The organism is Micromonospora sp. WMMD714 (genome assembly GCF_029581315.1).
GTDB classification, from domain to species: Bacteria; Actinomycetota; Actinomycetes; order Mycobacteriales; family Micromonosporaceae; genus Micromonospora; species Micromonospora rifamycinica.
The window spans coordinates 1,011,638-1,034,262 of record NZ_CP120744.1 but is presented as its reverse complement, the minus strand read 5'-3'; the positions used below and the strand labels follow the sequence as shown (position 1 = coordinate 1,034,262).

19 protein-coding genes and 1 tRNA gene are annotated in these 22,625 nt (G+C 73.0%); 12 read left to right on the top strand and 8 right to left on the bottom strand.

Annotated features, from left to right (window positions below):
- Positions 1-28: 28 nt before the first annotated feature.
- Positions 29-1,444, top strand: a complete 1,416-nt coding sequence (cysS, locus tag O7625_RS04670) for a cysteine--tRNA ligase (RefSeq protein ID WP_282344546.1) — start codon at positions 29-31, stop codon at positions 1,442-1,444.
- Positions 1,444-2,589 carry a 23S rRNA (guanosine(2251)-2'-O)-methyltransferase RlmB gene (gene rlmB, locus O7625_RS04665; protein WP_067304813.1) on the top strand — a complete coding sequence of 382 codons (1,146 nt, stop codon included), beginning with the start codon at positions 1,444-1,446 and terminating at the stop codon, positions 2,587-2,589. The genes cysS and rlmB overlap by 1 nt, the downstream gene beginning before the upstream one ends.
- A 153-nt stretch (positions 2,590-2,742) precedes the next feature.
- Here rlmB and ugpC read toward each other — a convergent pair whose 3' ends face one another.
- Positions 2,743-3,834 (bottom strand): sn-glycerol-3-phosphate ABC transporter ATP-binding protein UgpC, encoded by a 1,092-nt coding sequence (gene ugpC, locus O7625_RS04660; RefSeq protein WP_067304815.1) that lies wholly within the window; start codon positions 3,832-3,834, stop codon positions 2,743-2,745.
- 366 nt (positions 3,835-4,200) lie between these two features.
- On the opposite strand from ugpC, the gene O7625_RS04655 reads away from it, so the two are divergent.
- The 5 genes from O7625_RS04655 (at position 4,201) to O7625_RS04635 (ending at position 6,959) form a co-directional block, all read left to right on the top strand.
- A tRNA-Thr gene (locus tag O7625_RS04655) sits at positions 4,201-4,277 on the top strand.
- Positions 4,278-4,461: 184 nt separating this feature from the next.
- Positions 4,462-5,526 (top strand): hypothetical protein, encoded by a 1,065-nt coding sequence (locus O7625_RS04650; protein WP_282344543.1) that lies wholly within the window; start codon positions 4,462-4,464, stop codon positions 5,524-5,526.
- Between the two features lie 101 nt (positions 5,527-5,627).
- Positions 5,628-6,032, top strand: a complete 405-nt coding sequence (locus tag O7625_RS04645; protein ID WP_282344541.1) for an AraC family transcriptional regulator — start codon at positions 5,628-5,630, stop codon at positions 6,030-6,032.
- Positions 6,033-6,067: 35 nt separating this feature from the next.
- On the top strand, positions 6,068-6,487 hold the full coding sequence (locus O7625_RS04640) for a VOC family protein (RefSeq protein WP_067304824.1): 420 nt from the start codon (positions 6,068-6,070) through the stop codon (positions 6,485-6,487).
- 49 nt (positions 6,488-6,536) lie between these two features.
- Complete coding sequence (locus O7625_RS04635) at positions 6,537-6,959, top strand: ASCH domain-containing protein (RefSeq protein WP_282344537.1); 423 nt, start codon at positions 6,537-6,539, stop codon at positions 6,957-6,959.
- A 6-nt stretch (positions 6,960-6,965) separates the two neighbouring features.
- Here the strand turns inward: O7625_RS04635 and O7625_RS04630 are convergent, their stop codons facing one another.
- Positions 6,966-7,562 (bottom strand): hypothetical protein, encoded by a 597-nt coding sequence (locus O7625_RS04630; protein WP_282344535.1) that lies wholly within the window; start codon positions 7,560-7,562, stop codon positions 6,966-6,968.
- A 235-nt stretch (positions 7,563-7,797) separates the two neighbouring features.
- Positions 7,798-8,322 carry a hypothetical protein gene (locus O7625_RS04625; protein ID WP_282344533.1) on the bottom strand — a complete coding sequence of 175 codons (525 nt, stop codon included), beginning with the start codon at positions 8,320-8,322 and terminating at the stop codon, positions 7,798-7,800.
- A 168-nt stretch (positions 8,323-8,490) separates the two neighbouring features.
- On the opposite strand from O7625_RS04625, the gene O7625_RS04620 reads away from it, so the two are divergent.
- Both O7625_RS04620 and O7625_RS04615 read left to right on the top strand, forming a co-directional pair.
- Positions 8,491-10,878: a M4 family metallopeptidase gene (locus O7625_RS04620; RefSeq protein WP_282344531.1), complete on the top strand. Its 2,388-nt coding sequence runs from the start codon at positions 8,491-8,493 to the stop codon at positions 10,876-10,878.
- Positions 10,879-10,983: 105 nt separating this feature from the next.
- A complete protein-coding gene (locus O7625_RS04615; protein WP_282344529.1) occupies positions 10,984-11,748 on the top strand; it encodes an enoyl-CoA hydratase/isomerase family protein in 765 nt (254 codons plus the stop codon).
- 120 nt (positions 11,749-11,868) lie between these two features.
- Here the strand turns inward: O7625_RS04615 and O7625_RS04610 are convergent, their stop codons facing one another.
- Positions 11,869-12,825 (bottom strand): hypothetical protein, encoded by a 957-nt coding sequence (locus O7625_RS04610; protein WP_282344527.1) that lies wholly within the window; start codon positions 12,823-12,825, stop codon positions 11,869-11,871.
- Positions 12,826-13,047: 222 nt separating this feature from the next.
- On the opposite strand from O7625_RS04610, the gene adhE reads away from it, so the two are divergent.
- Entirely contained in the window at positions 13,048-15,621 is a 2,574-nt protein-coding gene (gene adhE, locus O7625_RS04605) for a bifunctional acetaldehyde-CoA/alcohol dehydrogenase (RefSeq protein ID WP_282344526.1), read from the top strand.
- A gap of 92 nt (positions 15,622-15,713) precedes the next feature.
- On the opposite strand, the gene O7625_RS04600 is transcribed toward adhE, so the two are convergent.
- Together O7625_RS04600 and O7625_RS04595 are read right to left on the bottom strand one after the other, a co-directional pair.
- Positions 15,714-17,240, bottom strand: coding sequence for an FAD-dependent oxidoreductase (locus O7625_RS04600; RefSeq protein WP_282344524.1), 1,527 nt, complete (start codon positions 17,238-17,240; stop codon positions 15,714-15,716).
- Positions 17,241-17,298: 58 nt separating this feature from the next.
- Positions 17,299-17,808: an MSMEG_6728 family protein gene (locus O7625_RS04595; RefSeq protein ID WP_282344522.1), complete on the bottom strand. Its 510-nt coding sequence runs from the start codon at positions 17,806-17,808 to the stop codon at positions 17,299-17,301.
- Between the two features lie 99 nt (positions 17,809-17,907).
- Here O7625_RS04595 and O7625_RS04590 point away from each other — a divergent pair, with 99 nt between their 5' ends.
- Positions 17,908-19,704 (top strand): potassium channel protein, encoded by a 1,797-nt coding sequence (locus O7625_RS04590; RefSeq protein ID WP_282344521.1) that lies wholly within the window; start codon positions 17,908-17,910, stop codon positions 19,702-19,704.
- Between the two features lie 86 nt (positions 19,705-19,790).
- Here the strand turns inward: O7625_RS04590 and O7625_RS04585 are convergent, their stop codons facing one another.
- Positions 19,791-20,306: a peptidoglycan-binding domain-containing protein gene (locus O7625_RS04585; protein WP_282344519.1), complete on the bottom strand. Its 516-nt coding sequence runs from the start codon at positions 20,304-20,306 to the stop codon at positions 19,791-19,793.
- Between the two features lie 136 nt (positions 20,307-20,442).
- Positions 20,443-21,213, bottom strand: coding sequence for a phosphatase PAP2 family protein (locus O7625_RS04580; protein WP_282344518.1), 771 nt, complete (start codon positions 21,211-21,213; stop codon positions 20,443-20,445).
- 202 nt (positions 21,214-21,415) lie between these two features.
- On the opposite strand from O7625_RS04580, the gene O7625_RS04575 reads away from it, so the two are divergent.
- Positions 21,416-22,624, top strand: coding sequence for a DUF4032 domain-containing protein (locus tag O7625_RS04575; RefSeq protein ID WP_067304856.1), 1,209 nt, complete (start codon positions 21,416-21,418; stop codon positions 22,622-22,624).
- Position 22,625: the final 1 nt, after the last annotated feature.

Genomic DNA, 22,625 nt, shown 5'->3' with positions numbered 1-22,625 from the left:
GCGGAGTGCGGACAGCTACCCTGGTGAGGTGACGCTACGCTTGTATGACACCGCCACCCGATCGGTGCGGGACTTCGTCCCGCGGGAAGCCGGCAAGGTGGGGGTCTACCTGTGTGGTCTCACCCTCCAGGCACCGCCACACATCGGCCATCTTCGCTCCGGGGTCAACTACGACGTGTTGCGGCGCTGGTTGACGGCCGCCGGCTTCGAGGTCACCTTCATCCGCAACGTGACCGACATCGACGACAAGATCCTCGTCAAGGCGCAGGAGCAGGGTCGTCCGTTCTGGTCGATCGCGTACGCCAACGAGCTGATCCTGGCCCGGTCCTACCGGGCGTTGAACGTGCTGCCGCCGACGTACGAGCCGCGGGCGACCGGGCACATCCCGGAGATGCACGAGCTGATCGCCCGGCTGATCGAGACCGGTCACGCCTACCCGGCCACCGACGGGTCCGGTGACGTCTACTTCGACGTGGCCTCCTGGCCGGCGTACGGGTCGCTGTCCGGGCAGTCGCCGGACGACATGCAGTCCGCCGGGGACGCCCCCGAGCGGGGCAAGCGGGATCCCCGGGACTTCGCGCTCTGGAAGGGCGTCAAGCCGGACGAGCCGGCGGACGCGTACTGGCCGTCCCCGTGGGGTCGGGGCCGCCCCGGCTGGCACATCGAGTGCTCGGCGATGTGCCTGCGCTACCTCGGCGCGGAGTTCGACATCCACGGCGGTGGGCTCGACCTGACCTTCCCGCACCACGAGAACGAGATCGCCCAGTCGCAGGCCGCCGGGCTGCCGTTCGCCCGCTGGTGGGTGCACCACGGGCTGCTCAGCATCGGCGGGGCCAAGATGGGCAAGTCGCTGGGCAACGCCCTCGACCTGGGGTACGTCGACTCGCTCGGGGTACGCCCGGTGGAGCTGCGCTACTACTACGCAGCGGCGCACTACCGGTCCCGGATCGACTACTCGGAGGACGCGCTGCGCGAGGCGGCGGTGGCGTACCGGCGGATCGAGGGGTTCGTCCAGCGGGCCGCCGAGCGGGTCGGCGGCGGGCAGCTCGGGGAGTTGCCGGCCGCGTTCGTCGCCGCGATGGACGACGACCTCAACACCTCCGCCGCGCTCGCCGTCCTCCAGGCCACTCTGCGGGACGGCAACACGGCGCTGGCGGGCGGCGACGATGTGACCGTCCGCACCACCCTCGCCGCCACCCGGGCGATGCTGGATATCCTCGGGGTGGACCCCCTCGACCCGGCCTGGACCGGTGGTGGTCGCGTCGACGACCTACGCGGTGTGGTGGACTCCCTGGTCGCGTTGGCCCTCGATCAGCGCGCCCAGGCCCGCGGCCGGCGGGACTGGGCCGCCGCGGACGCCGTACGCGACCAGCTCAAGCAGGCCGGTGTCGTGGTCGAGGACACCCCCCAGGGCCCCCGTTGGACTATTGGAGAGCAGGACTGATGGCCGGCAACTCGCAGCGCCGTGGCCGGCGACTGACGTCGAAGGCAGGTGCCCCCAAGGGCTCCGGCGGCAAGAACAGGGACTCCCTCGCGGGCCGGGGCAAGACCCTGCCCGCCGACGAGCGGCCCTGGCACAAGGCGTACTCGGGCACCGAGAAGCTGCCCCAGCGCACCGCCTGGAAGCAGGACAAGGAGCGCCGGGCGGCGGCCGAGGAGGGCCGGGCTCCCAAGATCGGCCAGCCCGGCACCAAGGACACCACCTGGGGCAGGGGCACCCGGGGCGTGGCCCCCGCCCGGGCCGGCGGCGGTGGCCGGGGAGGCGCGGGCGGCCGGGGAGGCGCGGGTGCGGGTCGTAGTGGCCCCCGGGTCGCGCCGGGGCGCAAGTCCAACCCGTCCCGGGACACTCCCGAGCTGCTGGTCGGCCGGAACCCCGTACTGGAGGCGCTGCGCGCCCAGGTGCCGGCGACCGCGCTCTACACCGCGCAGGGCATCGACGCCGACGACCGGATCAACGAGATCACCCGGACGGCCGCCGACCGGGGCATCGCCATCCTGGAGGTCAGCCGGGCCGAGCTGGACCGGATGACCGGTGGGGTGCTGCACCAGGGCGTCGGTCTCCAGGTGCCGCCGTTCGCCTACCGGCCCTTCGAGGACCTGCTGGACGCCGCACTGGAGCAGACCGCCCCGCTGCTGGTCGCGCTGGACGGGGTGACCGACCCACGCAACCTGGGTGCGGTGATCCGCTCGGCTGCCGCGTTCGGCGCGCAGGGTGTGTTCGTACCCGAGCGTAGGGCCGCCGGGATCACCGCGACCGCCTGGCGGACCAGCGCCGGTGCGGCGGCGCGGGTGCCGGTCGCCCAGGTCACCAACCTGACCCGGTCGCTGAAGGCGTGTCAGGAGGCCGGCTTCATGGTGGTCGGCCTGGACGCCGACGGCGACACCGATCTGTACGACCTGGAGGCGGCTGTCGGTCCGCTGATCGTGGTGGTCGGCTCCGAAGGGCGCGGGCTGTCCCGGCTGGTCGGGGAGACCTGCGACCTGACCGTCAGCATCCCGATGATCTCGGAGGTGGAGTCGCTGAACGCCAGCGTGGCCGCCGCGGTCACCCTCGCCGAGGTGGCCCGCCGCCGCGCTGCGGAGGGCTGACCGGCACCCGCGCGGCCCGGCGACGAACCGGTCCGCGCGGGTGGACGACGAACCGGGCCGCGTAGCCGGCGACGAACCGGCCACGAGCCCGGTCGACGACGAACCGGAAAGGGGCGGCCCGCCGAAGCGGACCGCCCCTTTCGGACGGGTGGATCAGATCCGGTGGCCGGTGGCCGCGTTGAACACGTGGCTGCGGCCGGCCCGCGGCTTGACGAACACGGTGTCACCCATGTTCGGCATGGTCCGCCGGTCGGTGCGGACCACGAAGCGCTCCTCGTGGCCCTCCAGCGCGGCGTGGCCGTAGACGTTGGCGTCCGAGCCGAGGTCCTCGACCAGTTCGACGACGACGGGCATGCCGCCCTCGGTCGGGCTGACCAGGTCGCAGTCCTCCGGGCGGAAGCCGACGGTGACCCGGTTGTCGCCACCCTCGCTGCGGGCCGCCTCGACCTGCTCGCGGGTCAGCGGGATGTGCATCTCGGCGAAGGCCGCGCCCCGCTCGTTCAGCGAGACGGTCTTGATGTTCATGGCGGGGGAGCCCATGAAGCCGGCGACGAAGACATTGGCCGGGGTGTCGTAGAGCGCCCGCGGGGTGTCCACCTGCTGGAGGACGCCGTCGAGCATGACCGCGACCCGGTGCCCCATGGTCATGGCCTCGACCTGGTCGTGGGTGACGTAGACCGTGGTGATGCCGAGCTTCGCCTGGAGCGAGGCGATCTGGGTACGGGTCTGCACGCGGAGCTTGGCGTCGAGGTTCGACAGCGGCTCGTCCATGAGGAAGACCTGCGGCTCGCGGACGATCGCCCGCCCCATCGCGACCCGCTGGCGCTGACCGCCGGAGAGCGCCTTCGGCTTACGGCTGAGGTACTCCTCCAGCTGGAGCAGGCCCGCCGCCTCCTTGACCCGCCGGTCGATCTCGGCCTTGGGGGTCTTGCGCAGCTTGAGGGCGAACGCCATGTTCTCGTACACCGACATGTGCGGGTAGAGGGCGTAGTTCTGGAAGACCATCGCGATGTCGCGGGCCTTCGGCGGGAGGTGGGTGACGTCCCGGTCGTCGATGTAGATCGCGCCGTCGTCGACGTCCTCCAGGCCGGCGAGCATCCGCAGGCTGGTGGACTTGCCGCAGCCCGACGGACCGACCAGGACGAGGAACTCCCCGTCGCCGATCTGGAGGTCGAGCTGGTTGACCGCGGGGCGCTCGGTGCCCGGATATATCCGGGAGGCCTTCGCGTACGTGACCGTAGCCATGGTGGTGCGCTTCCTTTCACCGGCAGGAACGTGCCGGACGATCCGAGTGAAGGAGCTGTCGACGCCCTCGGCGTCGACCTACGGACCGCATCCGGGGCACGGCCGTGGCCGGACCCGGGTGTCATCCGTGTCACTGCACGGTAAACGGGATTTCCACCACTGCCAAGGTCGGATGCACCGAGTGGGACGGACGGCATACGCATTTCGGTCAGGCAGGCACGGCCGGGCATCAATCCCCTCGGTCGAGGGGGGTCCGCCTCACCGATTCGTCGGCGGTACGGGCGTGAAATTGACGTTTTCCATGCTCGGGGCCCCTGCCGGCCGGGATTTCCCGACGTCAGTCGCTATGCTGACCTCGCACCACGCGCCCCTGTAGCTCAGCTGGCCAGAGCACTCGCCTTGTAAGCGAGATGTCGCCGGTTCGATCCCGGCCGGGGGCTCCAATTCCACAGCACGGCCGCCACTGGCGTTGCCGCCTGTCGATCCGTCCCTAGCGGCCGGGCGTACGCTCCCGCCGCCGACATCCGGGCCGCTCCCGGAGTGCGTAACCGGACGGTCACTTCCGGTAGGCGAATCGAGCTGGTTGAGTGGGAGGACCCCACCCTACCGACTGGAACGGGCTGCCTCATGATTCGCACCGCCCCGCGTCGACTCGCTGCCGGTCTCACCGCCGGCCTGCTGGCGGCGACGCTTGTCGCGCCCGGCGTCGCCATGGCCGCGCCGAGGACGGACAGCGTCCCGGCCTGCCTGATGCGTCCGCTGCCCCTGCCGCCCGGTGGGAGCCTCGCCTGGGACGCCATGTTCGTCGACCCGGCCGGCCGGTTCATCGTCGGCACCGGCCGGCGGGCCACCGATCAGGGGCAGGAGTCGCTGCTGCTGCGGTGGGACGGCCCGCGTGTCACCGTGTTGACGAGATCACCCGGCCTGCTGGTGGCGGTCAACCGGCACGGTGTCCTGATCGGCGACAGCTCCACCAGCACCGGCAACCGACCGTGGCGCTACCGGGACGGCCGGGTGGAGTGGCTGCCCCTGCCGCCGACCGGAATCGGCGGCTATGTCACGGCCGTCAACAGCAGAGGGGACATCGTCGGCTACGGCGGTTACCTGGAGGAACCGGTGACCCTGCGCTGGCCCGTCGACCGGCCGGACACCGTCGAGGTTCTCGAGCCCGGCGGCCTACCGGTGGCGGTCCTCGACGACGGCACCATCGTCGGCGAGGTGCCCGGCGAGGAGGACCGGTCGTCGAACGGTGCCGGGGTGGGTGGTGCCGGCGGGCGCGGGGTCGCCCCGCCGCCCGTCGCCTGGGTACGTCGTCCCGACGGACGGGTCGACCGGCTCACCGCGCCCGGGGCCGTGAAGTCGACGGTGTCGGCGGCCCGGGGGAACTGGGCGGTCGGCCAGGTCGACGACACGGCGGACGGCCAGTACGAGCAGATGGTGCGCTGGGATCTCCGCACCGGTGTGGCGACCCCGGTCAGGCCGGGTCTGGATTACGTGACGGGCGTCAACGCCGCCGGCAGTCTGCTCGCCGGCCCGGTGGTCGATCACCTCGACCACCGGGTTCCGCTGCGCAATGCCACCTCGGACCCGGTGACCCGCATCGCTACCGGGGCCATCGCCGACGACGGCCTCGTCGTCGGCATAGCCGCCGGCCCGGAGGTCTCCTTCCCGGTCCGGTGGAGCGGCTGCTGAGCGTCCCGGCTCCCGCGGCCACCCGCGCCGGTCGCGGGGCCCCACGGTGCGGTCCGGCTGGGTAACCTGGCCGGCGCGGGGTAGACGACGGGCGGGGGCCGATGAGTCGTGCGGTGGAGCAGTCGAACCGGGCCATGTTGCGCGCCCGGGACGCGATGGACCGGGCGTACGCCGAGCCGCTGGACATCCCGGCGCTGGCCCGGATCGCGCTGGTCTCCGAGGCGCACTTCATCCGCACCTTCCGAGCCACCTTCGGCGAGACCCCGCACCGCTACCTGCAACGACGTCGGGTGGAGCGGGCGATGTCGCTGCTGGTGGAGACCGACCGGGACGTCACCGGCATCTGTTTCGCCGTCGGGTTCAGCAGCCTCGGCTCGTTCAGCCGTACCTTCCGCCAGATCGTCGGCGAGTCGCCCAGCGAGTACCGTAGCCGTCGGTCGGCCGGTGACACGCCGGTGCCGAGCTGCTTCGCCAAGGCCTGGACCAGACCCAGCAGTTTTGGATAAGCAGCAGGTCAGCAGCCTGGCATAGCGTTCACGGCATGACGATGAACGCGATCACCCGCTCCCAGCTGTACGTCCTCGACCAGGACGAGGCGCTCGACTTCTACGTCGGCAAGCTGGGTTTCGAGGTCAACACCGACCAGGATCTGGGCTTCATGCGGTGGCTGACGGTCAACGTCCCCGGCGACCCGCAGCGCGAGGTGCTGCTGGAGAAGCCCGGCCCGCCGGCTCTGGACCCGGCGACCGCCGAGCAGGTCCGGGAGCTGCTGACCAAGGGGGCGATCGGCGGCTGGCTGAGCATCACCACCGACGACGCCCGCAAGACGTACGAGGATCTCCTCGGCAAGGGGGTGGACATCACCGACGAGCCGACGGAACGTCCCTACGGTATCGACTTCGGCATCCGCGACCCGTTCGGCAACCGGATCCGGATCGGCCAGATGTTCCCCCGGGGCTGACCGGGTCACCGCCGCGACGGGAGCCCGGACGCCGGGCTACCGTCACCCGGTGACCACTCCGCGCTTTCCCGACCTGCCGACGTGCGAGTTCGCCTTTCCCGGTCCCCTGCGTGACCGGCTGGTGGCCGCCGTGCTCAGCGGGGCGAAGACCGCGACCACCGGCCTGCTCCAGGACTACGAGCGCACCGGCGAGCCGCTGCCGGCGGTGGGTGACCGGAGCGTGGTGGTCGACTCCGCCGACCGCCCGGTCGCGGTGATCGAGGTGACCGGGGTCCGGGTGGTCCGGCTCGGTGACGTCGACCTCGACCATGCCCGCGACGAGGGGGAGGGGTACGACTCGGTGGCGGCCTGGCGGGCCGGCCACGAGGGGTACTGGCACGGGCCGGACTACCTCGGCTGGATCGACGACCCCGGGTTCCGGGTGGACGACGACACGCTCGCCGTCGCCGAGCGCTTCCGCCTGGTCGGGTGAGGACGGTCAGCCGGCGGGTCGTTCCAGCTCGTCGCGGATGGCGAGGAAGTCCTCCTTGCGGTCGGGCTGCCTGGCGGGGGTGAGGAAGACCACCACGCCGGCAACCTGCGGGTCGGCCCAGGCGCAGGCGGTGAGGTGACCCTGGTCCGCGGTGCGTCCCCGCCCGCACCGGGCCTCGCCGCCGAACCGGCCGAACTCCACCGATTTCGGCTTGGGGATCCGGTACGGCTTGAGCAGCCGGGCCAGGGTGGCCTGCGGATCGGCGACCGTGCCCGAGACGGCGCTCACGACGATCGTCTCGGCGGTGGGTCGGCTGCGCCCGTACGTCGCCTCGAGGGTGCTGGTGGCGGGGGTGGCCTCCCGGGTCAGCTCGTCGAGCCGGAACCGGGGCAGCCCGGCCGGCAGGGGGACGGTCGAGCGGGGCATCGCCAGCAGGGTGTCCGGGGTCCGCAGGGTCCGGGCCGGCGGGGTCGGGACGGGGGCCGCCGGCCGTTCGTCGTCGATCGCCGCGCAGCCGGTGGCCAGGACGGTGGCGGCCACCGCCGACAGCACGCCGGCCACGCTGAGCGGGCGGCGCGGACCGGCGGGTCGACAGTTCGGCACAACGCTCCTCGCGGGATTCGGAGCGGGTAGGTTATCCGATCGACGCCGTCCGGCTGCCGGCTGCCGCCCGCCGCCGCTTCCTGCCGCCCGCCACCCCATCTGCCCGCGCTGGCTGCCCGCTACCTGCGCCGCCTGCCTGCGGCCGGTCCGCTCTGCCGCCGGCCCGCTCTGCCGCCGGCCCGCTCTGCCGCCGGCCCGCTCTGCCGCCGGCCCGCTCTGCCGCCGGCCGGCGCGCTCAGCCGGTCGTGGTGGTCTGCAACAGGAGGGTGGCCAGGTCGTGCGCGGCGGCCGGCGGTGGGGGACCGCTCGGGCAGTCGGTCCAGTCGACGCTGTGCGTCCCGATGGTGAGCCGGTAGGCGAAGGTGTCCGCGCAAGCGGCGTCGGGCGGGCTGTCGCGCTCCCGGGCGGCCGGGCCGGCGAGCGCCCGGAGCCGGTCGAGCTGTGTCGGCTCCAGCCGGCCGGTCCGTGTCGCGCCGGCCCGGTCGGTCGTGGTCCAGCGGCCGTCGGGCTCGACGGTCACCGTGTCGCGGTTGCCGGCGAAGCCGCCCGACCGGGTCAGGGTGATCCGCATGGCGGCGGTGCCGTCCGTCGGGCCGCCGGCGGTGGGGGCGGTGCCGCTCGGCTCGCCGGCGGTGGGGACGGGGCTGCCGGTGGTCGCGGCCGGTGTAGGCGCAGGTGAGCTCGGGTCCGCTGCTGAGCAGCCGGTCAGCAAACCGACGACGACGGCGACCGCGGCGAAGGCCGGACCCAGTGCTCTCATCCCTCTGGGACGCGCATCGACACCGTTCGGTTCCCTCAGTAGCACCCATCCCCCGTTCGGGCAGTGTCGTGTCATGGAACCGCTCCACCCCTTCTCTTTTCTTCGATGTATCGCTATATCTACATGCGTGACCACCCCCGTCACATCTTTCCCTTGCCAGGAGGGCACGTGAAAAGACCCCTCGCCGCCGTCAGCGCAGCTCTGCTCACCAGCGGATTGCTGACCTGCGTCGCCACCGCAGCGCAGGCGGCCCCGGCCGCCCCTGCCCCGGACACCGCCCCTGCCGCCCGCGCCGAGAGCCTGCTGCGCAGCAACCCCGGTGCCGTGCAGGGTGTCAGCGGAGAGGCCTACCAGGCCGTCCGTACCAAGGTCGACGCCAACGGTGCGGCGCACGTCCGCTACACCCGTACCTACCAGGGTCTGCGGGTGTACGGCGGTGACTTCGTCATCCACACCGCGCCCGACGGCACCCTCGCCGGCACCTCGGTCGGCCTGGCCGCCCCGCTGACCCTCGGCACCACTGCCAAGATCAGCCCGGCGGCGGCCGCCGCGACGGCCCGCAAGGCGTTCTCCGGCAAGATCACCGAGGTGGGTACGCCGGAGCTCTTCGTCGACGCCACCTCCGGCAAGGGCCGACTCGCCTGGGAGACCGTGCTGTCCGGCTGGAAGGCCGACCAGCAGACCCCGTCGAAGCTGCACGTCATCACCGACGCCAGCACGGGCCGGGTCATCGGCGCGCACGACGAGATCGAGTCCGTGGTCGGCAGCGGCCAGGGCATCTACACCGGCTCGGTCAGCATCGACACCACGCTCTCCGGCAGCACCTACCAGATGATCGACCCGTCGCACGGCAACGGCCGTACCTGCGACATGAACAACGGCACCAGCACCTGCACCACGTTCACCGACGCCGACAACGCCTGGGGCGACGGCACCAACGCCAACCGGCAGTCGGCCGGCGTCGACGCCCACTTCGGTGCGGCCAAGACGTTCGACTACTTCAAGAACGTGCACGGCCGCAACGGCATCTTCGGCAACGGCGCGGGCGTGCCCAGCCGGGTCCACTACGGCCGCAACTACATCAACGCCTTCTGGGACGGTGCCCAGATGACCTACGGCGACGGCGCCAGCAACTCCCGGCCGCTGGTCTCCCTCGACGTGGCCGGCCACGAGATGAGCCACGGCGTCACCGAGGCCGTCTCCGGCCTGGTCTACTCCGGCGAGTCGGGCGGTCTCAACGAGTCCACCAGCGACATCTTCGGCAATATGGTCGAGTTCTACGCCGCCGCGCCGAGCGACCCGGGTGACTACCAGGTCGGCGAGAAGATCAACATCAACGGCAACGGCACCCCGCTGCGCTACATGTACAACCCGTCGCTGGACGGCTCGTCCGACTCGTGCTGGACCACCAGCACCAAGAACAAGGACGTGCACTACTCCTCCGGCGTCGGCAACCACTTCTTCTTCAACCTCGCCGAGGGCACCGGCGCGACGTCGTACGGCACCTCGCCGGTCTGCGGCTCCGCCCCGGCGGTCACCGGTATCGGCCGGGAGAAGGCCGAGAAGATCTGGTTCCGCGCCCTGGACGTGTACTTCACCTCCAACACGTCGTACGTCAACACCAGCACCCCGGCCAACACCGCCCGCGCGTACAGCCTCAAGGCGGCGACCGACCTGTACGGCAGCTGCTCCACCGAGTACAAGGCCGTCCAGGCGGCGTGGACCGCGGTCGCCGTCTCCGGCAGCGACGCCCCCTGCTCCTCGACCGGTAACGACTTCTCCGTCACGCTCTCCCCGACCTCCGGCTCGGTGACCGCGGGCGGTTCGGTCGCCACCACCGTCGCCACCGCGACCACCAGCGGCACCGCGCAGACCGTGACGTTCTCCGCGTCCGGCCTGCCGACCGGCGCGACCGCGTCGTTCAGCCCGGCCTCGGTGACCTCGGGCGCGTCGTCGACCCTGACCATCGCCACCTCGGCCAGCACCCCGGCCGGCAGCTACCCGGTGACGGTCACCGGCACCGGCGCGGTGGCCCACTCGGCCAGCTACACGCTGGTCGTGAGCAGCGTCGGTGGCAGCTGCACCGCCGGCCAGCTCCTCGGTAACCCCGGCTTCGAGTCCGGCAACACGGTCTGGTCGGCCAGCACCGGCGTCATCGGGCAGCACGGCGCCAGCCAGCCCACCCACGGTGGCACCTGGGACGCCTGGCTGGGCGGCACCGGTGGCACCCTGACCGAGACGCTCTCCCAGACGGTGAGCGTGCCGGCGGGCTGCTCGACGTACAACTTCAGCTTCTGGCTGCACATCGACTCGCGGGAGGTGTCCAGCACCACCGCGTACGACAAGCTCACCGTGCAGGTGCTCAACTCCTCCGGCACCGTGCTGGCGACCCTGGCGACCTACTCGAACCTGAACAAGGCCACCGGGTACACCCAGCGCTCGTTCTCGCTGGCGGCGTACGCCGGCCAGAGCGTGACCCTCAAGTTCACCGGCACCGAGGACGCCTCGCTGCGGACGTCCTTCGTGGTCGACGACACCGCGCTCGACGTCTCCTGACCTGATCCCTGCGTCGGCGGGCCCGGCGGCCACCCCTCGTGGGTGGTCGCCGGGCCCGCGCCGTTATGGTCGCCGCACCGGTGACACGACGAGAGGGGTGCGACCGTGTCGGACGCGGAGTTGACCGTCGGGGTGACCGGCGCGGTGGCGACGGTGACGATCCGTAACCCCACCCGGCGCAACGCGATGACGCCGGCCATGTGGCGACGGCTGCCCGTGCTGCTGGACGGGCTGGAGGCCGACCCGGCGGTACGCGCCCTGGTGCTCACCGGCGCCGACGGGGCGTTCTGCGCCGGTGCCGACCTCGGCGACCTCGACGAGCTGCTGGACGCCAACGGGGACGCGGGCATCGCGGTCGCCGCCGAGGAGCGGCTGGCCGCCTTCGCCAAGCCCACCGTCGCGGCGGTGCAGGGCCCCTGCGTCGGCGGTGGCTGCCTGCTCGCGGTCGCCTGCGACCTGCGGATCGCCGCCCCGGACGCCCGGTTCGGGGTGCCGCCGGCCCGCCTCGGCCTGGTCTACCCGGCACCCTCCACCCGGCGGTTGGCCCGCCTCGTCGGCCCGTCCACCGCCAAGTTCCTGATCTTCACCGCCGAGTTGATCGAGGCCGACCGCGCGCTGCGGGTCGGCCTGGTCGACGAGGTGGCCGACGACCTGACCGGCCGGGTCGCCGCGATCACCGCCGCCGTCGCGGCCCGCTCCCAGCTCAGCATCGCCGCCGCCAAGGAGATCATCGACGACCGGGCCCAGCCGGCCCGGATCGCCTGGTGGCACCGGAAGGTACGGGACAGCGGCGAGGCCCGCGAGGGCATCGCGGCCCACCACGAACGCCGTCCCCCCGCCTTCCCGTGGTCGCCGTCCGCCGATCAGTGACCCGGCCGTACGGGTGGCGACGTAGCGGTATCCGAGCCGCCGGATGCTGCCACCCCGGCGACAAGGAGTCGATCATGGCAGGCGGTGGGGCCTTGCGAGCTGCTGGACCGGCAGACCCGGTTACGAGCGGACCGACCAGACGGTGACGTCGACCGAGGCCGGCGTCGCCTGGTAGCGGTTGCGGTCGATCCGGACGTAGTTGACCACCGTCGGGTCGCCCGGGTCGGGCTGGCAGTAGGTGACCGGGGTGGGTTCGAGCTGTTCGAGGTCGATGCTCGCGTACCGCTGCGCCTTCGGGTTCCGGCACCCCTCGTAGCTGAGGTCGGTCGGGTCGTCGGTCCAGTCGTAGAGGGCGAGCTGGTGGTGCTGGGCCTGGAAGATCAGGGTGCCCGCGCCGGTGCCCTTCGCCAGCCGGGGCTTCGGCAGGAAGTAGACCGCATCGTCGGCGTACAGGGTCCAGTGCGGTGCGCCCGCCGGCGGTACCCAGTCCGGCCCCGCCGGGCCCCTGGTCGGCGTCGGTCCGGCCGTGGGGGGCGGTGGGGGGCCGGTCGTCGGCCCGTCCGGGCCGGGGGCCGGCGTCGCCGGGGCGCCGGTGGGCGTCGCCCCGGACGGATCGGTGGTGGGTGTCGGCCCGGCCGGGGTCGAGGTGACGCCGGGGGCGGCCGATGCGGCGTCGACGGAGGTCGTGGGGGAGGCGTTCCGCGCGTCCGGTGTGCGGTCCGTCGGCCAGGAGAGCAGGGCCACCGTACCGACGATCACCAGCAGCAGGACCGCGATCCCGGCCGGCAGCCGCCAGCGTCGCCAGCGGTGGCGCGGCGGCGGGGTCGACCCGGTGGCGGCGGCCGGTGCGTCGGGCGCGGCCGGGGTCGCCCCCGTCGGCAGGGCGGCGGACGCCGCCTGGGACGACCGTGGGTCGATCGCGCTGACCAGGGACAGCAGCCCGATCGCGCTCGCGGCGAAGGCGCCGGCCAGGCCCACCAGGGCGTTGGCCTTGTCGACCCCCATCCGCCACGCCAGCACCGCCACCCCGGCAGCGGCCACGGCGAGCAACGTGTAGGCCTTTCGCGGTCCCGTCATGGGCATCATGGTGGACGCGGACGGCGTGACCCGGTGTCGGGTAGGCGACCCGGCCCGGCCATCGCGCGACATCGGGACCTTCGGCTGACCGGGCCCAGCCCGGCCGGCGCGAGGACGGGACCTTCGGCCACCGTCGGAGGGGTCCTTGCGCCCCACCGCCGAGACGGCTGTCGATGGAAGCTGAGGGTGTCCGAGACGCCGCCCGAACCGCCGAGGTGAAACATGTCGACCGCCCTCGCCACCACGATCGACGCCCTGGTCGCCGACGGCCTCAAGGCCCTGGCCGACTACGACCGGTACGACCAGGAACAGATCGACCACATCGTCCGGAAGGCGTCGGTGGCCGCGCTGGACCGGCACGCCGCCCTCGCCCAGCTCGCCGTCGCGGAGACCGGGCGGGGGGTGTTCGAGGACAAGGCGGTGAAGAACATCTTCGCCTGTGAGCACGTCACGCACAGCATGGCGAAGACCCGTACCGTCGGGGTGATCGCCCGGGACGAGATCAGCGGCATCGTCGAGATCGCCGACCCGGTGGGGGTGGTCGCCGGGATCACCCCGGTCACCAACCCCACCTCGACCACCATCTTCAAGGCGCTGCTGGCGCTCAAGACCCGCAACCCGATCATCTTCGCCTTCCACCCGGCGGCCCAGCGGTGCAGCGTCGAGGCCGCCCGCACGGTACGCGACGCGGCGGTCGCCGCCGGAGCGCCCGAGCACTGCGTGCAGTGGATCGAGGAACCGTCGGTCGAGGCGACCACCGCGCTGATGCACCACCCCGGGGTCGCCACCATCCTCGCCACCGGCGGCAACGCCATGGTGCGGGCCGCGTACTCGGCGGGGAAGCCGGCGCTCGGCGTGGGCGCGGGCAACGTGCCGGCCTGGATCGAGGCGACCGCCAAGCTCAAGCGCGCGGTCAACGACATCGTGCTGTCCAAGTCGTTCGACAACGGCATGATCTGCGCCTCCGAGCAGGCCGTCATCCTCGACGCGGCGATCCACGACGCGGCCATCGAGGAGTTCCGCACCCTGCACGCCCACCTGGCCACCCCGGCCGAGAAGGCGAAGCTGGAGGCGCTGCTCTTCCCCGCCGGGAAGCTCAACCCCGACGTGGTGGGCCGGACCGCCGCCTGGATCGCCGACGCCGCCGGGATCACCGTCGCCCCGGACACCTCGATCATCCTGGTCGCGGTCGACCGGGTCGGCCCCGACGAGCCGCTGACCCGGGAGAAGCTCTGCCCGGTGCTGGCCGTGCTGCGTGCCGACAGCCGGGAGCAGGGCCTGCGGTACGCCGAGCAGATGGTCGAGTTCCACGGGCTCGGGCACAGCGCGGTCATCCACACCGCCGACGAGGACCTGGTGGAGGAGTTCGGCCGCCGGGTGAAGGCCGTCCGGATCATCTGGAACTCGCCGGCCTCGCAGGGCGGCATCGGCGACATGTACAACGCGTTCCTGCCGTCGCTGACGCTGGGCTGCGGCAGCTACGGGCGTACCTCGGTGTCCGACAACGTCTCGGCGGTGAACCTGCTCAACATCAAGCGGATCGGCCGGCGGAACAACAACATGCAGTGGTTCAAGGTCCCCTCGAAGATCTTCTTCGAGGCGAACGCCATCCGCTACCTGGCCGAGATGCCCGACGTGCACCGGGTCACCGTGGTCACCGACGCCACCATGACCCGGCTCGGCTTCGTCGACCGGATCAACCGGGTGCTGCAACGTCGTCCCGGGCGGATCGCCCTGCAGATCATCGACGACGTGGAGCCCGAGCCGAGCGTCGAGACCGTCGACCGGGGGGCCGCGCTGATGCGGGCCTTCCGCCCCGACACCATCGTCGCCCTCGGCGGCGGCTCGGCGATGGACGCCGCCAAGGTGATGTGGCTGCGCTACGAGCACCCGGACGTGGTCTTCGACGACCTGCGGGAGAAGTTCTTCGACATCCGCAAGCGGGCCTTCACCTTCCCGACCCTCGGCGCGCTGGCCCGGCTGGTCTGCGTGCCGACCACGTCGGGCACGGGAGCGGAGGTGACCCCGTTCGCGGTGATCACCGACCACCGGACCGGCAAGAAGTACCCGCTGGCCGACTACGCGCTCACCCCGACCGTGGCGATCGTCGACCCGGTGCTGACCGCCAGCATGCCGGCCACCATCGCCGCCGACAGCGGCTTCGACGCGCTCACCCACGCCATCGAGGCGTACGTGTCGGTGTACGCGAACGACTTCACCGACGGGCTGGCCCTGCACGCCGTCCGGCTGATCTTCGCCAACCTGGAGCGGGCGGTGGTCGACGCCGACCCCGAGGCGCGGGAACGGATGCACAACGCGGGCACCATCGCCGGGATGGCGTTCGGCAGCGCCTTCCTCGGCATCGTGCACGCCATGTCGCACACCCTCGGCGCGACGTTCCACATCGCCCACGGTCGGACCAACGCGGTGCTGCTGCCGCACGTGATCCGCTACAACGGCACCGTGCCGGCGAAGCTGTCCGGCTGGCCGCGCTACGAGAGCTACCGGGCGCCGGAACGCTTCGCCGAGATCGCCGCCCAGCTCGGCCTGCCGGCCGGCACCCCGGCGGAGGGGGTGGCGTCGCTGGCCGAGGCGGTGGAACGGCTGCGCGACGCGGTCGGCATCGAACCGTCGTTCGCCGCGATCGGCGTCGACCGGGCGGCGTTCGAGGCGGCGCTGCCGCAGCAGGCCCTCAACGCCTACGAGGACCAGTGCGCCCCGGCGAACCCCCGGATGCCGATGCTCGACGACATGCAGCAGCTCATGCGGGCCGCCTACCACGGCACGGCACGCTGACCGGACGTCCCGCCCGGCCCGGCACCCCGGTAGCCGGCCCGGCACCCCGGTAGCCGGCCCGGCCCGGCCAGGCGGGCCGGCTGCCGGGCGGTTCACTTCCCGGCGAGCAGCCCCCGGGGGCGGATCGAGCGGACCGGCTCGGCGGCGGCCCCGGCGGCCCGCAGGATGTGGTTGGCGGCGATGATCCCGGTCGCCGCCGACCGCTCCATCAACGCGCTGGGGAAGTCGGTGCCGATGCCGTCCCCGGCCAGGTAGAGGCCGTCGGCGTCGGTGCGTACCCCGGGACGGCCGGCGTGGCTGCCCGGGGTGAACGCCGGGGCCTGCGCCTCGACCCGGGCGCGCAGCTCACGCACCCGCAATCCGCCGACCTCCGGCCAGAGCGCGGTCAACTCGACCCGCATCCGCTCGGCCAGTTCCTCCGCCGGCACCCCCTCGTCGCAGGCGTACGCGTGCAGCTCCACCACCGCGCCGCCGGTGCGCTGCGCCCAGCGGCGGGACTCGTTCTCCAGCCGGTGGTAGAGGGTCACCGAGTCCAGGGTGGGCTGTCGGGACACCCCGCTGAACACCGCCCGGTCGGCCCGGACGTCCCCGTCGAGCCAGTACCGCGCCACCGCGTACGGCGGGCCGGGCCGACCGAACGCGGGCATCCGGGCCACCAGCTCCGGTGCCGCCGCGACCAGGCCGGGGGAGGCGGCGACCAGCGCGGCCAGCGCGGGCGGGTCGACGGCCAGCACCACCTGCCCGGCGGAGTGGACGGTGCCGTCGACGGTGGTCACCCGCCAGCCGTCCGGTTCCCGGTCCAGCCGGGTGGCGGCGACGCCGGTGCACACCCGGCCGCCGTGCTGCTCCACGTGCCGGGTCAGCGGCTGCCAGATCGCCGTGGCGTAGTCCTCGTCGGGGCAGTCGAACGCCAACCCCTCCGGGTTGCCCAGCAGGTAGAAGTGGAACTGGGCGATCATCTCGGCGGCCGACATCTCGGTCTCGTGGTTGAAGAACGAGTGCGAGAAGACCTCGAACAGCATCGCCCGCGCCCGGTCCGGCAGCTTCAGCGAGGCGAGCAGCGCGTCGGCGGTGGTGTCGTCGAACTCGGCGTAGGTGCGTACCGGGTCGTAGCTGAGCAGCGGCAGCGCGGCGTCCCGGTCCATCGTGCGCAGGTCGGTCAGGCGCAGGCTGGGGCTACGCAGCAGTAACGCCAGCAGGTTGGCCGGCGGGGCCGGGGGCAGCCTGCCGAACTCCTCGGTGGGCCACTGCGCGGACAGGATCGGGTAGCCGGGGATCGGCCTGAGGAAACCGAGCGTCGGATCGACCCGCCGCAGGATCGACCGCCAGTTGTAGTACTGCCGGAAGAACGCGTGGAAGCCGTGCTCGTTGACCTGGCTTCCGTCGGCGAGCGCCTCCGGCCACGCGCCGAGCCGGCCACCGAGCGTCGGCGCGGCCTCCAGCACGGTGACCTCCACCCCGCGTTCGGCGAGCACCACCGCCGCCGACATGCCGGCGATCCCGCCGCCCACCACCACGGCAGTGGTCGGCCGGGTCACCCGGGGGGCGCCACCGCCGCCCGGGTCCACCTCGTGCTCGCGTACGCCGATGAGCCGACCCAGCTTCTGCGACAGCGCCATGTGCACCTTCCGACCCGAGGGGCCTCCAGTCTGCCCGACCAGGCGGAATCCGGCCCGGTCAGGAAGCCGCGCCGTCGCCGCCGGTGGGGTGTCCGGCGGCGAGCGGGGGACGGTCGGACGGTGGCCAGACGTACTCCAGGTCGGACGGCACGTCACCGAACCGGGGGCGGTAGTGCTCCGGGTCCTTGCGCAGCAGCGCCGACCGGTGGCTGCGGTGCAGGTCGTCCCGGCCCAGCCAGGGCGGCAGCTCACCGGCGGCGGCCAGCTCGGCCTGGGTGCGTACCCGACCCGTGCCCCGGGCGGCGGTCAGGTCGGTGACCAGGGTCGCCGCGCAGGTGTCCGCCCGGCCCGCCGCCGCCCAGACCGCGCACACGTCCAGCCCGTACCGGGTCAACGCCTCCTCGTAGCCGGCCCACATCCGCACCGCCGGGTGGTGACGCCAGCCGTATCCCGGCCGGGTCAGCCCGCGCAGCACCTGGAGCGCCTCCACCCGCTGCTTGCCCAGCCGCCGCTGGTCGAGGACCCGCGCGCTGGCCAGGAAATCCGGGTACGGCAGGAACGTCTGCACGACACCGCTCTACCCGCCGCCACCCGCACCATGCCTGGGGCGGCCCACCCGGCCGGGCCAGGGCTGCGCCGGTGAGGACCGGCTGGCTACCATCCGGGCATGGCCGAACCCCTGCGGGACCGGGCCCGGCGGGCGACCGGCTGGCGGCTGCGGATGAACGGCGACTCCCGTCCGCACTACGTGGTCTGCGGCGACGATCCGTTGACGTACTGGGTGGTCCGGGCGTTGCTCGGCACCGAGCTGGCCCACGGCCGGGTCCAGATCACCCTGGTCGTGCCGGAGCGCCGCCGCTCCGAAGGCCCCGACGGCCGGGACGTCGACGGGGTGCAGGTGGTCCGGGCCGACCGGCTCGACGAGGCCACCTTCCGCCGGGCCGGGCTGGCCGGCGCGGACGGGCTGGCCCTGCTGCACCAGGACGACGTGGGCAACATGCACGCCGCGCTCTGCGCCCAGGAGGTCGAACCGCAGCTGCGCCTGGTGGTCCGGATGTTCAACACCAGTCTCGCCAACGGCCTGCGGCAGCTCTTCCCCGACTCGGCGGTGCTCTCCGACGCCTCGATGGCCGCTCCGGCGTTCGTCGCCGCCGCCCTGGGCGAGGTCGCCCCGACCCACTTCCGGCACGGCGGCCGTACCCTCTACGTGGCCCGCCGCGACGACGTCCGCCCCGCCGACGTGGTCTGCGGGCTGGCCGTCACCACCGACCCGGAGCTGGTCCGGGTGCTGCCCGCCGACGAGTCCGCCGCCGACGTGGTGCTCGCCGAGGCGACCGGCCAGCCGGCCGGCACCGAGCTGGCGGCCCGTCGGCTGGTCCGTGCCCGGCGTCGCCGGCAGCCGCTGGCGGTGCTGCTCCGGGCGGTCCGCAGCTTCGCCACCCGCAAGATCGGTATCGCGGTGCTCACCCTGCTCGGGGTGATCGCGCTGCTCGGCTGGCTGAACGCCCGCGCGGTCGAGGTGAGCTGGACCGAGGCGCTCTACCTGACGCTGGTGACCACACTGAGCGGTCAGGACCCGGACGTCGCCAAACCGGCCGCCGCCCAGATCATGCAGGTGGTGCTCAACCTGGCCGGGCTGGCACTGATCCCGCTGATCACCGCCGTGGTGGTGGACGGCATCGTGAACGCCCGGCTGGCCCTGCACGCCGGCCGGATCCAGCCGGAGCGCACCGGACACGTGGTGGTCGTCGGGCTGGGCAACATCGGCACCCGGGTGATGGCCCAGTTGAACGACTTCGGTGTCGAGGTGGTGGCGATCGACCGGACGGCGGAGGCCCGCGGCGCGGCGCTGGCCCGACGGCTGGGCGTACCCCTGATCGTCGGGGACGCGGCCCGCGAGGAGACGCTGCGCTCGGCCTCGGTGGAGCACTGCCAGGCGCTGGTGGTGGTCTCCACCGACGACGGGGTGAACCTGCGGGCCGCGTTGAACGGCCGGGCGCTCAACCCGGAGCTGCGGGTGGTGCTGCGGCTGTTCGACGGTGACTTCGCCGAGCGGATCCAGCGGGCGTTCGGCATCGGCATCTCGCGCAGCGTGTCCTACCTGGCTGCACCGTCGTTCGCCGCCGCCCTGCTGGACCGGGCGGTGATCGCCACCATCCCGGTCGACCGGCACGCCCTGCTGGTGGTCGAGGTGCCGGTGGTGGCCGGTGCCGCGTTGGACGGGCGTCCGCTCGCCGCGGTGGCCCGGCCCGGCGAGGTGCGCCTGCTGGCCCACTCCCGGGCCGGGCAGAAGACCGACTGGCGGGCCGACCCCCGGATGGTGATCAGCGCGGGGGACCGGCTGACCGTGGTGGCCCGCCGGGCCGGGCTGAGCGCCCTGCTCCGCGAGACCACCCCGCCCCCACCGCCGGCCGCCCCGCCAGCGTCCACCGGCGTCCCGACGTCACGTGATCCGCAGGACTGACCGGCGGCGGCGCGGGGCGTACCAGAGCGCGCCGAGGGCGAGCACGCCGGAACCGGTCAGGACACGGGCGGGCGGCCGCGGCGGCGTCAGGCGCAGATGCTGAAGTTCGCGTAGGTGTACGAGAGGAGCTGCCACTCCAGGTCGGGGCCGAGGCTCATGTCCCACCTGCCGTCGGCGCGGCGACCGAAATAGATGACGTTGGTGCCGGCACCGTCGTAGGAGAACCACGACTCGTACCCGCTGAGGCGGGTCGCCGCCTTGGTCAGGGTGGCGGAGCCGACGACACCGTCGCCGCGTAGGCCCCGGTCACTCTGCCACCTCGTCGTGGCGGCGGTCGTGACCGGCCCGAACCGACAGTCGATTCCGGAGCGGTCGAGATAGCCGTCGGCCCACAGGATCATCTGCCACATGGCGACGACGTTGCTGTGCGGGCGGGTCGAGGCGGAGACGGGGCCCTCGTCCGCCCAGTCGTCGGTCCAGGCCCCGGTGCCCGCGACGTACCCCTGGCTGACGGAAGCCGACGCGGGCGCTGCGGACATGGCGGGAGCGCCGAGCACGGCGACGGCCACCGCCGTCGCGACGACCCTGATGCGCAGAAACATGGGCATCCCCTCTGACTGCCGGACGGGCTCCGCTGGGCACAGGCTCGACGATTTCTCGTCCCCGGTCAGGCAGCCTTCCGTCGCCAGGAAGGCGGAAAGCGGACAGTCGGCCCGGGGCAGGGCGGGCGCGGCCCGGCTAGGCGTCGGAGGTGAACGGGCGGTCCCGGCCGCGCAGCCGGGCCGGTAGCGGCAGGTCGTCCCAGGGGACGCGGCGCAGCAGCCGGTCCAGCAGCAGGCCCAGCAGCAGCCCGGCCACCGAGTCGGTCAACCAGTGCCAGCCCAGGTAGGTGGTGGTGCCGAGGACCACCAGCGGCGGCACCACCCGGACGGCGGTGACCAGCGGCCGGGGCATCCTCCGGCCGACGGTGCGCAGCAGCGGGGCGAGCAGCAGGGCGATCACCCCGTACCAGACGATCGCGTTGGCCACGTGCCCCGACGGGTACGACTGGGCGTAGCCGACCGGCAGGTCGTGCTGGAACAGCGGCAGGGTCTGCTCCGGCGGCAGGAACGGCTCCTTGACGCTGGCGGTGGGGGCCGGGCGGGCCGTCCACACCTTGAGCGGGCCGATGGTCAGCAGGGTGAGCCCGAAGGCGACCACCGGAGGCAGCAGCGGACGCACCGAGCGGAGCCGGACGGCCAGCAGCACCCCCAGGGCGGCGGCCAGCAGGGTCAGCGGGCTGCCCTGGCCGAGCAGGTTGAGCACCCGGGCGATCCAGTACGTCGCGGTCGGCCGGTGCGCGTCCGCCCAGTCGACGACCGCCCGGTCGACGGCGAACAGGTGCTCGGTGGCGAGGGCCACCGTGAGGCCGACCAGGGCGGTGAGCAGCAGCAGGTCGTACCACCAGCCGGCCGGGCGGACCGGCCTGAGCCGCGCCCGGCCGCGTACCGTCGTGGTGGTCTGCCGCACGCGATCACGCTACCCCGGCCGACCACGGGGCCGTGGTGGCGAGGAGCGCGGCCGGCCCTGGCGTGGCCCGCATGGGTCGGTGGCGTGGCCGGCGGGGGCCGGTGGCGCGGCCCCCCGGGCGGGTGGTGGCGCGGGCCCGGTCGATGTGTGTCGAACCACGAAGAGGGGCGCCCGCCGGGGAGCACCCGGCACACTTGTCCCCGTGCGGATCACCTCGGCCCTCGTCGACCCGGCGCTGCTCGACCTTCCCTGGTCGACCCCGCTGGAGCAGTGGCCTGCCCGGCACCTGGTCGCGTTGCCGCAGGGCATCTCCCGGCACATCGTCCGGTTCGTCCGCCTGGGCGACTACGTGTACGCCGTCAAGGAGACCGGGGAGCGGGTCGCCGAACGCGAGTACGACCTGCTGCGGGCGCTGGAACGGATCGACTTCCCGTCGGTGGAGGCGATCGCGATCGTGGCCGACCGGCAGGCCGACGACGGCACCCCGCTGGACCCGGTGCTGATCACCCGGCACCTCCAGTTCTCGCTGCCCTACCGGGCGCTCTTCTCCCGCACGCTGCGCCCGGAGACGATGGGCCGGCTGCTCGACGCCCTCGCCGTGCTGCTGGTCCGGATGCACCTGACCGGTTTCTTCTGGGGCGACTGCTCGCTGTCCAACACCCTGTTCCGGCGGGACGCCGGGGCGTTCGCCGCCTACCTGGTCGACGCCGAGACCGGCGCGCTGCACCGTTCGCTGTCCAACGGGCAGCGCGGCGAGGACCTGGAGATCGCCCGGGTCAACATCTTCGGCGAGGCGCTGGACCTCCAGGCGGCCGGGCTGCTGCACGAGTCGATCGACCCGGAGGTGGTCTGCGAGGAGGTCGTGCAGCGCTACGAACGGCTCTGGCACGAGATCACCTACGAGCAGCAGGTCGAGCGGGAGGCCCGGCACGACATCGAGGGCCGGATCCGCCGCCTCAACGAGCTGGGCTTCGACGTGGCCGAGGTGGCCCTGTCGACGGTCGACGACGGGCGGTACCTGGTGCGCCCGAAGGTCGTCGACGCCGGGTACCACACCCGGCGGCTGATCCGGCTCACCGGCCTGGACGCCGAGGAGAACCAGGCCCGCCGGCTCCTCAACGACCTGGACGCCTACCGGGTGGAGAGCGACCTGACCGACGAGCAGCAGGCGGCCCACCGCTGGCTGACCGAGGTCTTCGAGCCGGTCGTCCGGGCGGTCCCCGCCCACCTGCGGCACAAGCTGGAGCCGCAGGAGATCTTCGCGCAGATCATCGAGCACAAGTGGCTGCTCTCCGAGCGGGCCCGCCGGGACGTGGGGATGGGGCCGGCGGTGCAGTCCTACCTGTCCGAGGTGCTGGTGCACCGCCCCGACGAGCAGGCCGTCCTGGGCGTCGAGGTCCCGACCGGCTGAC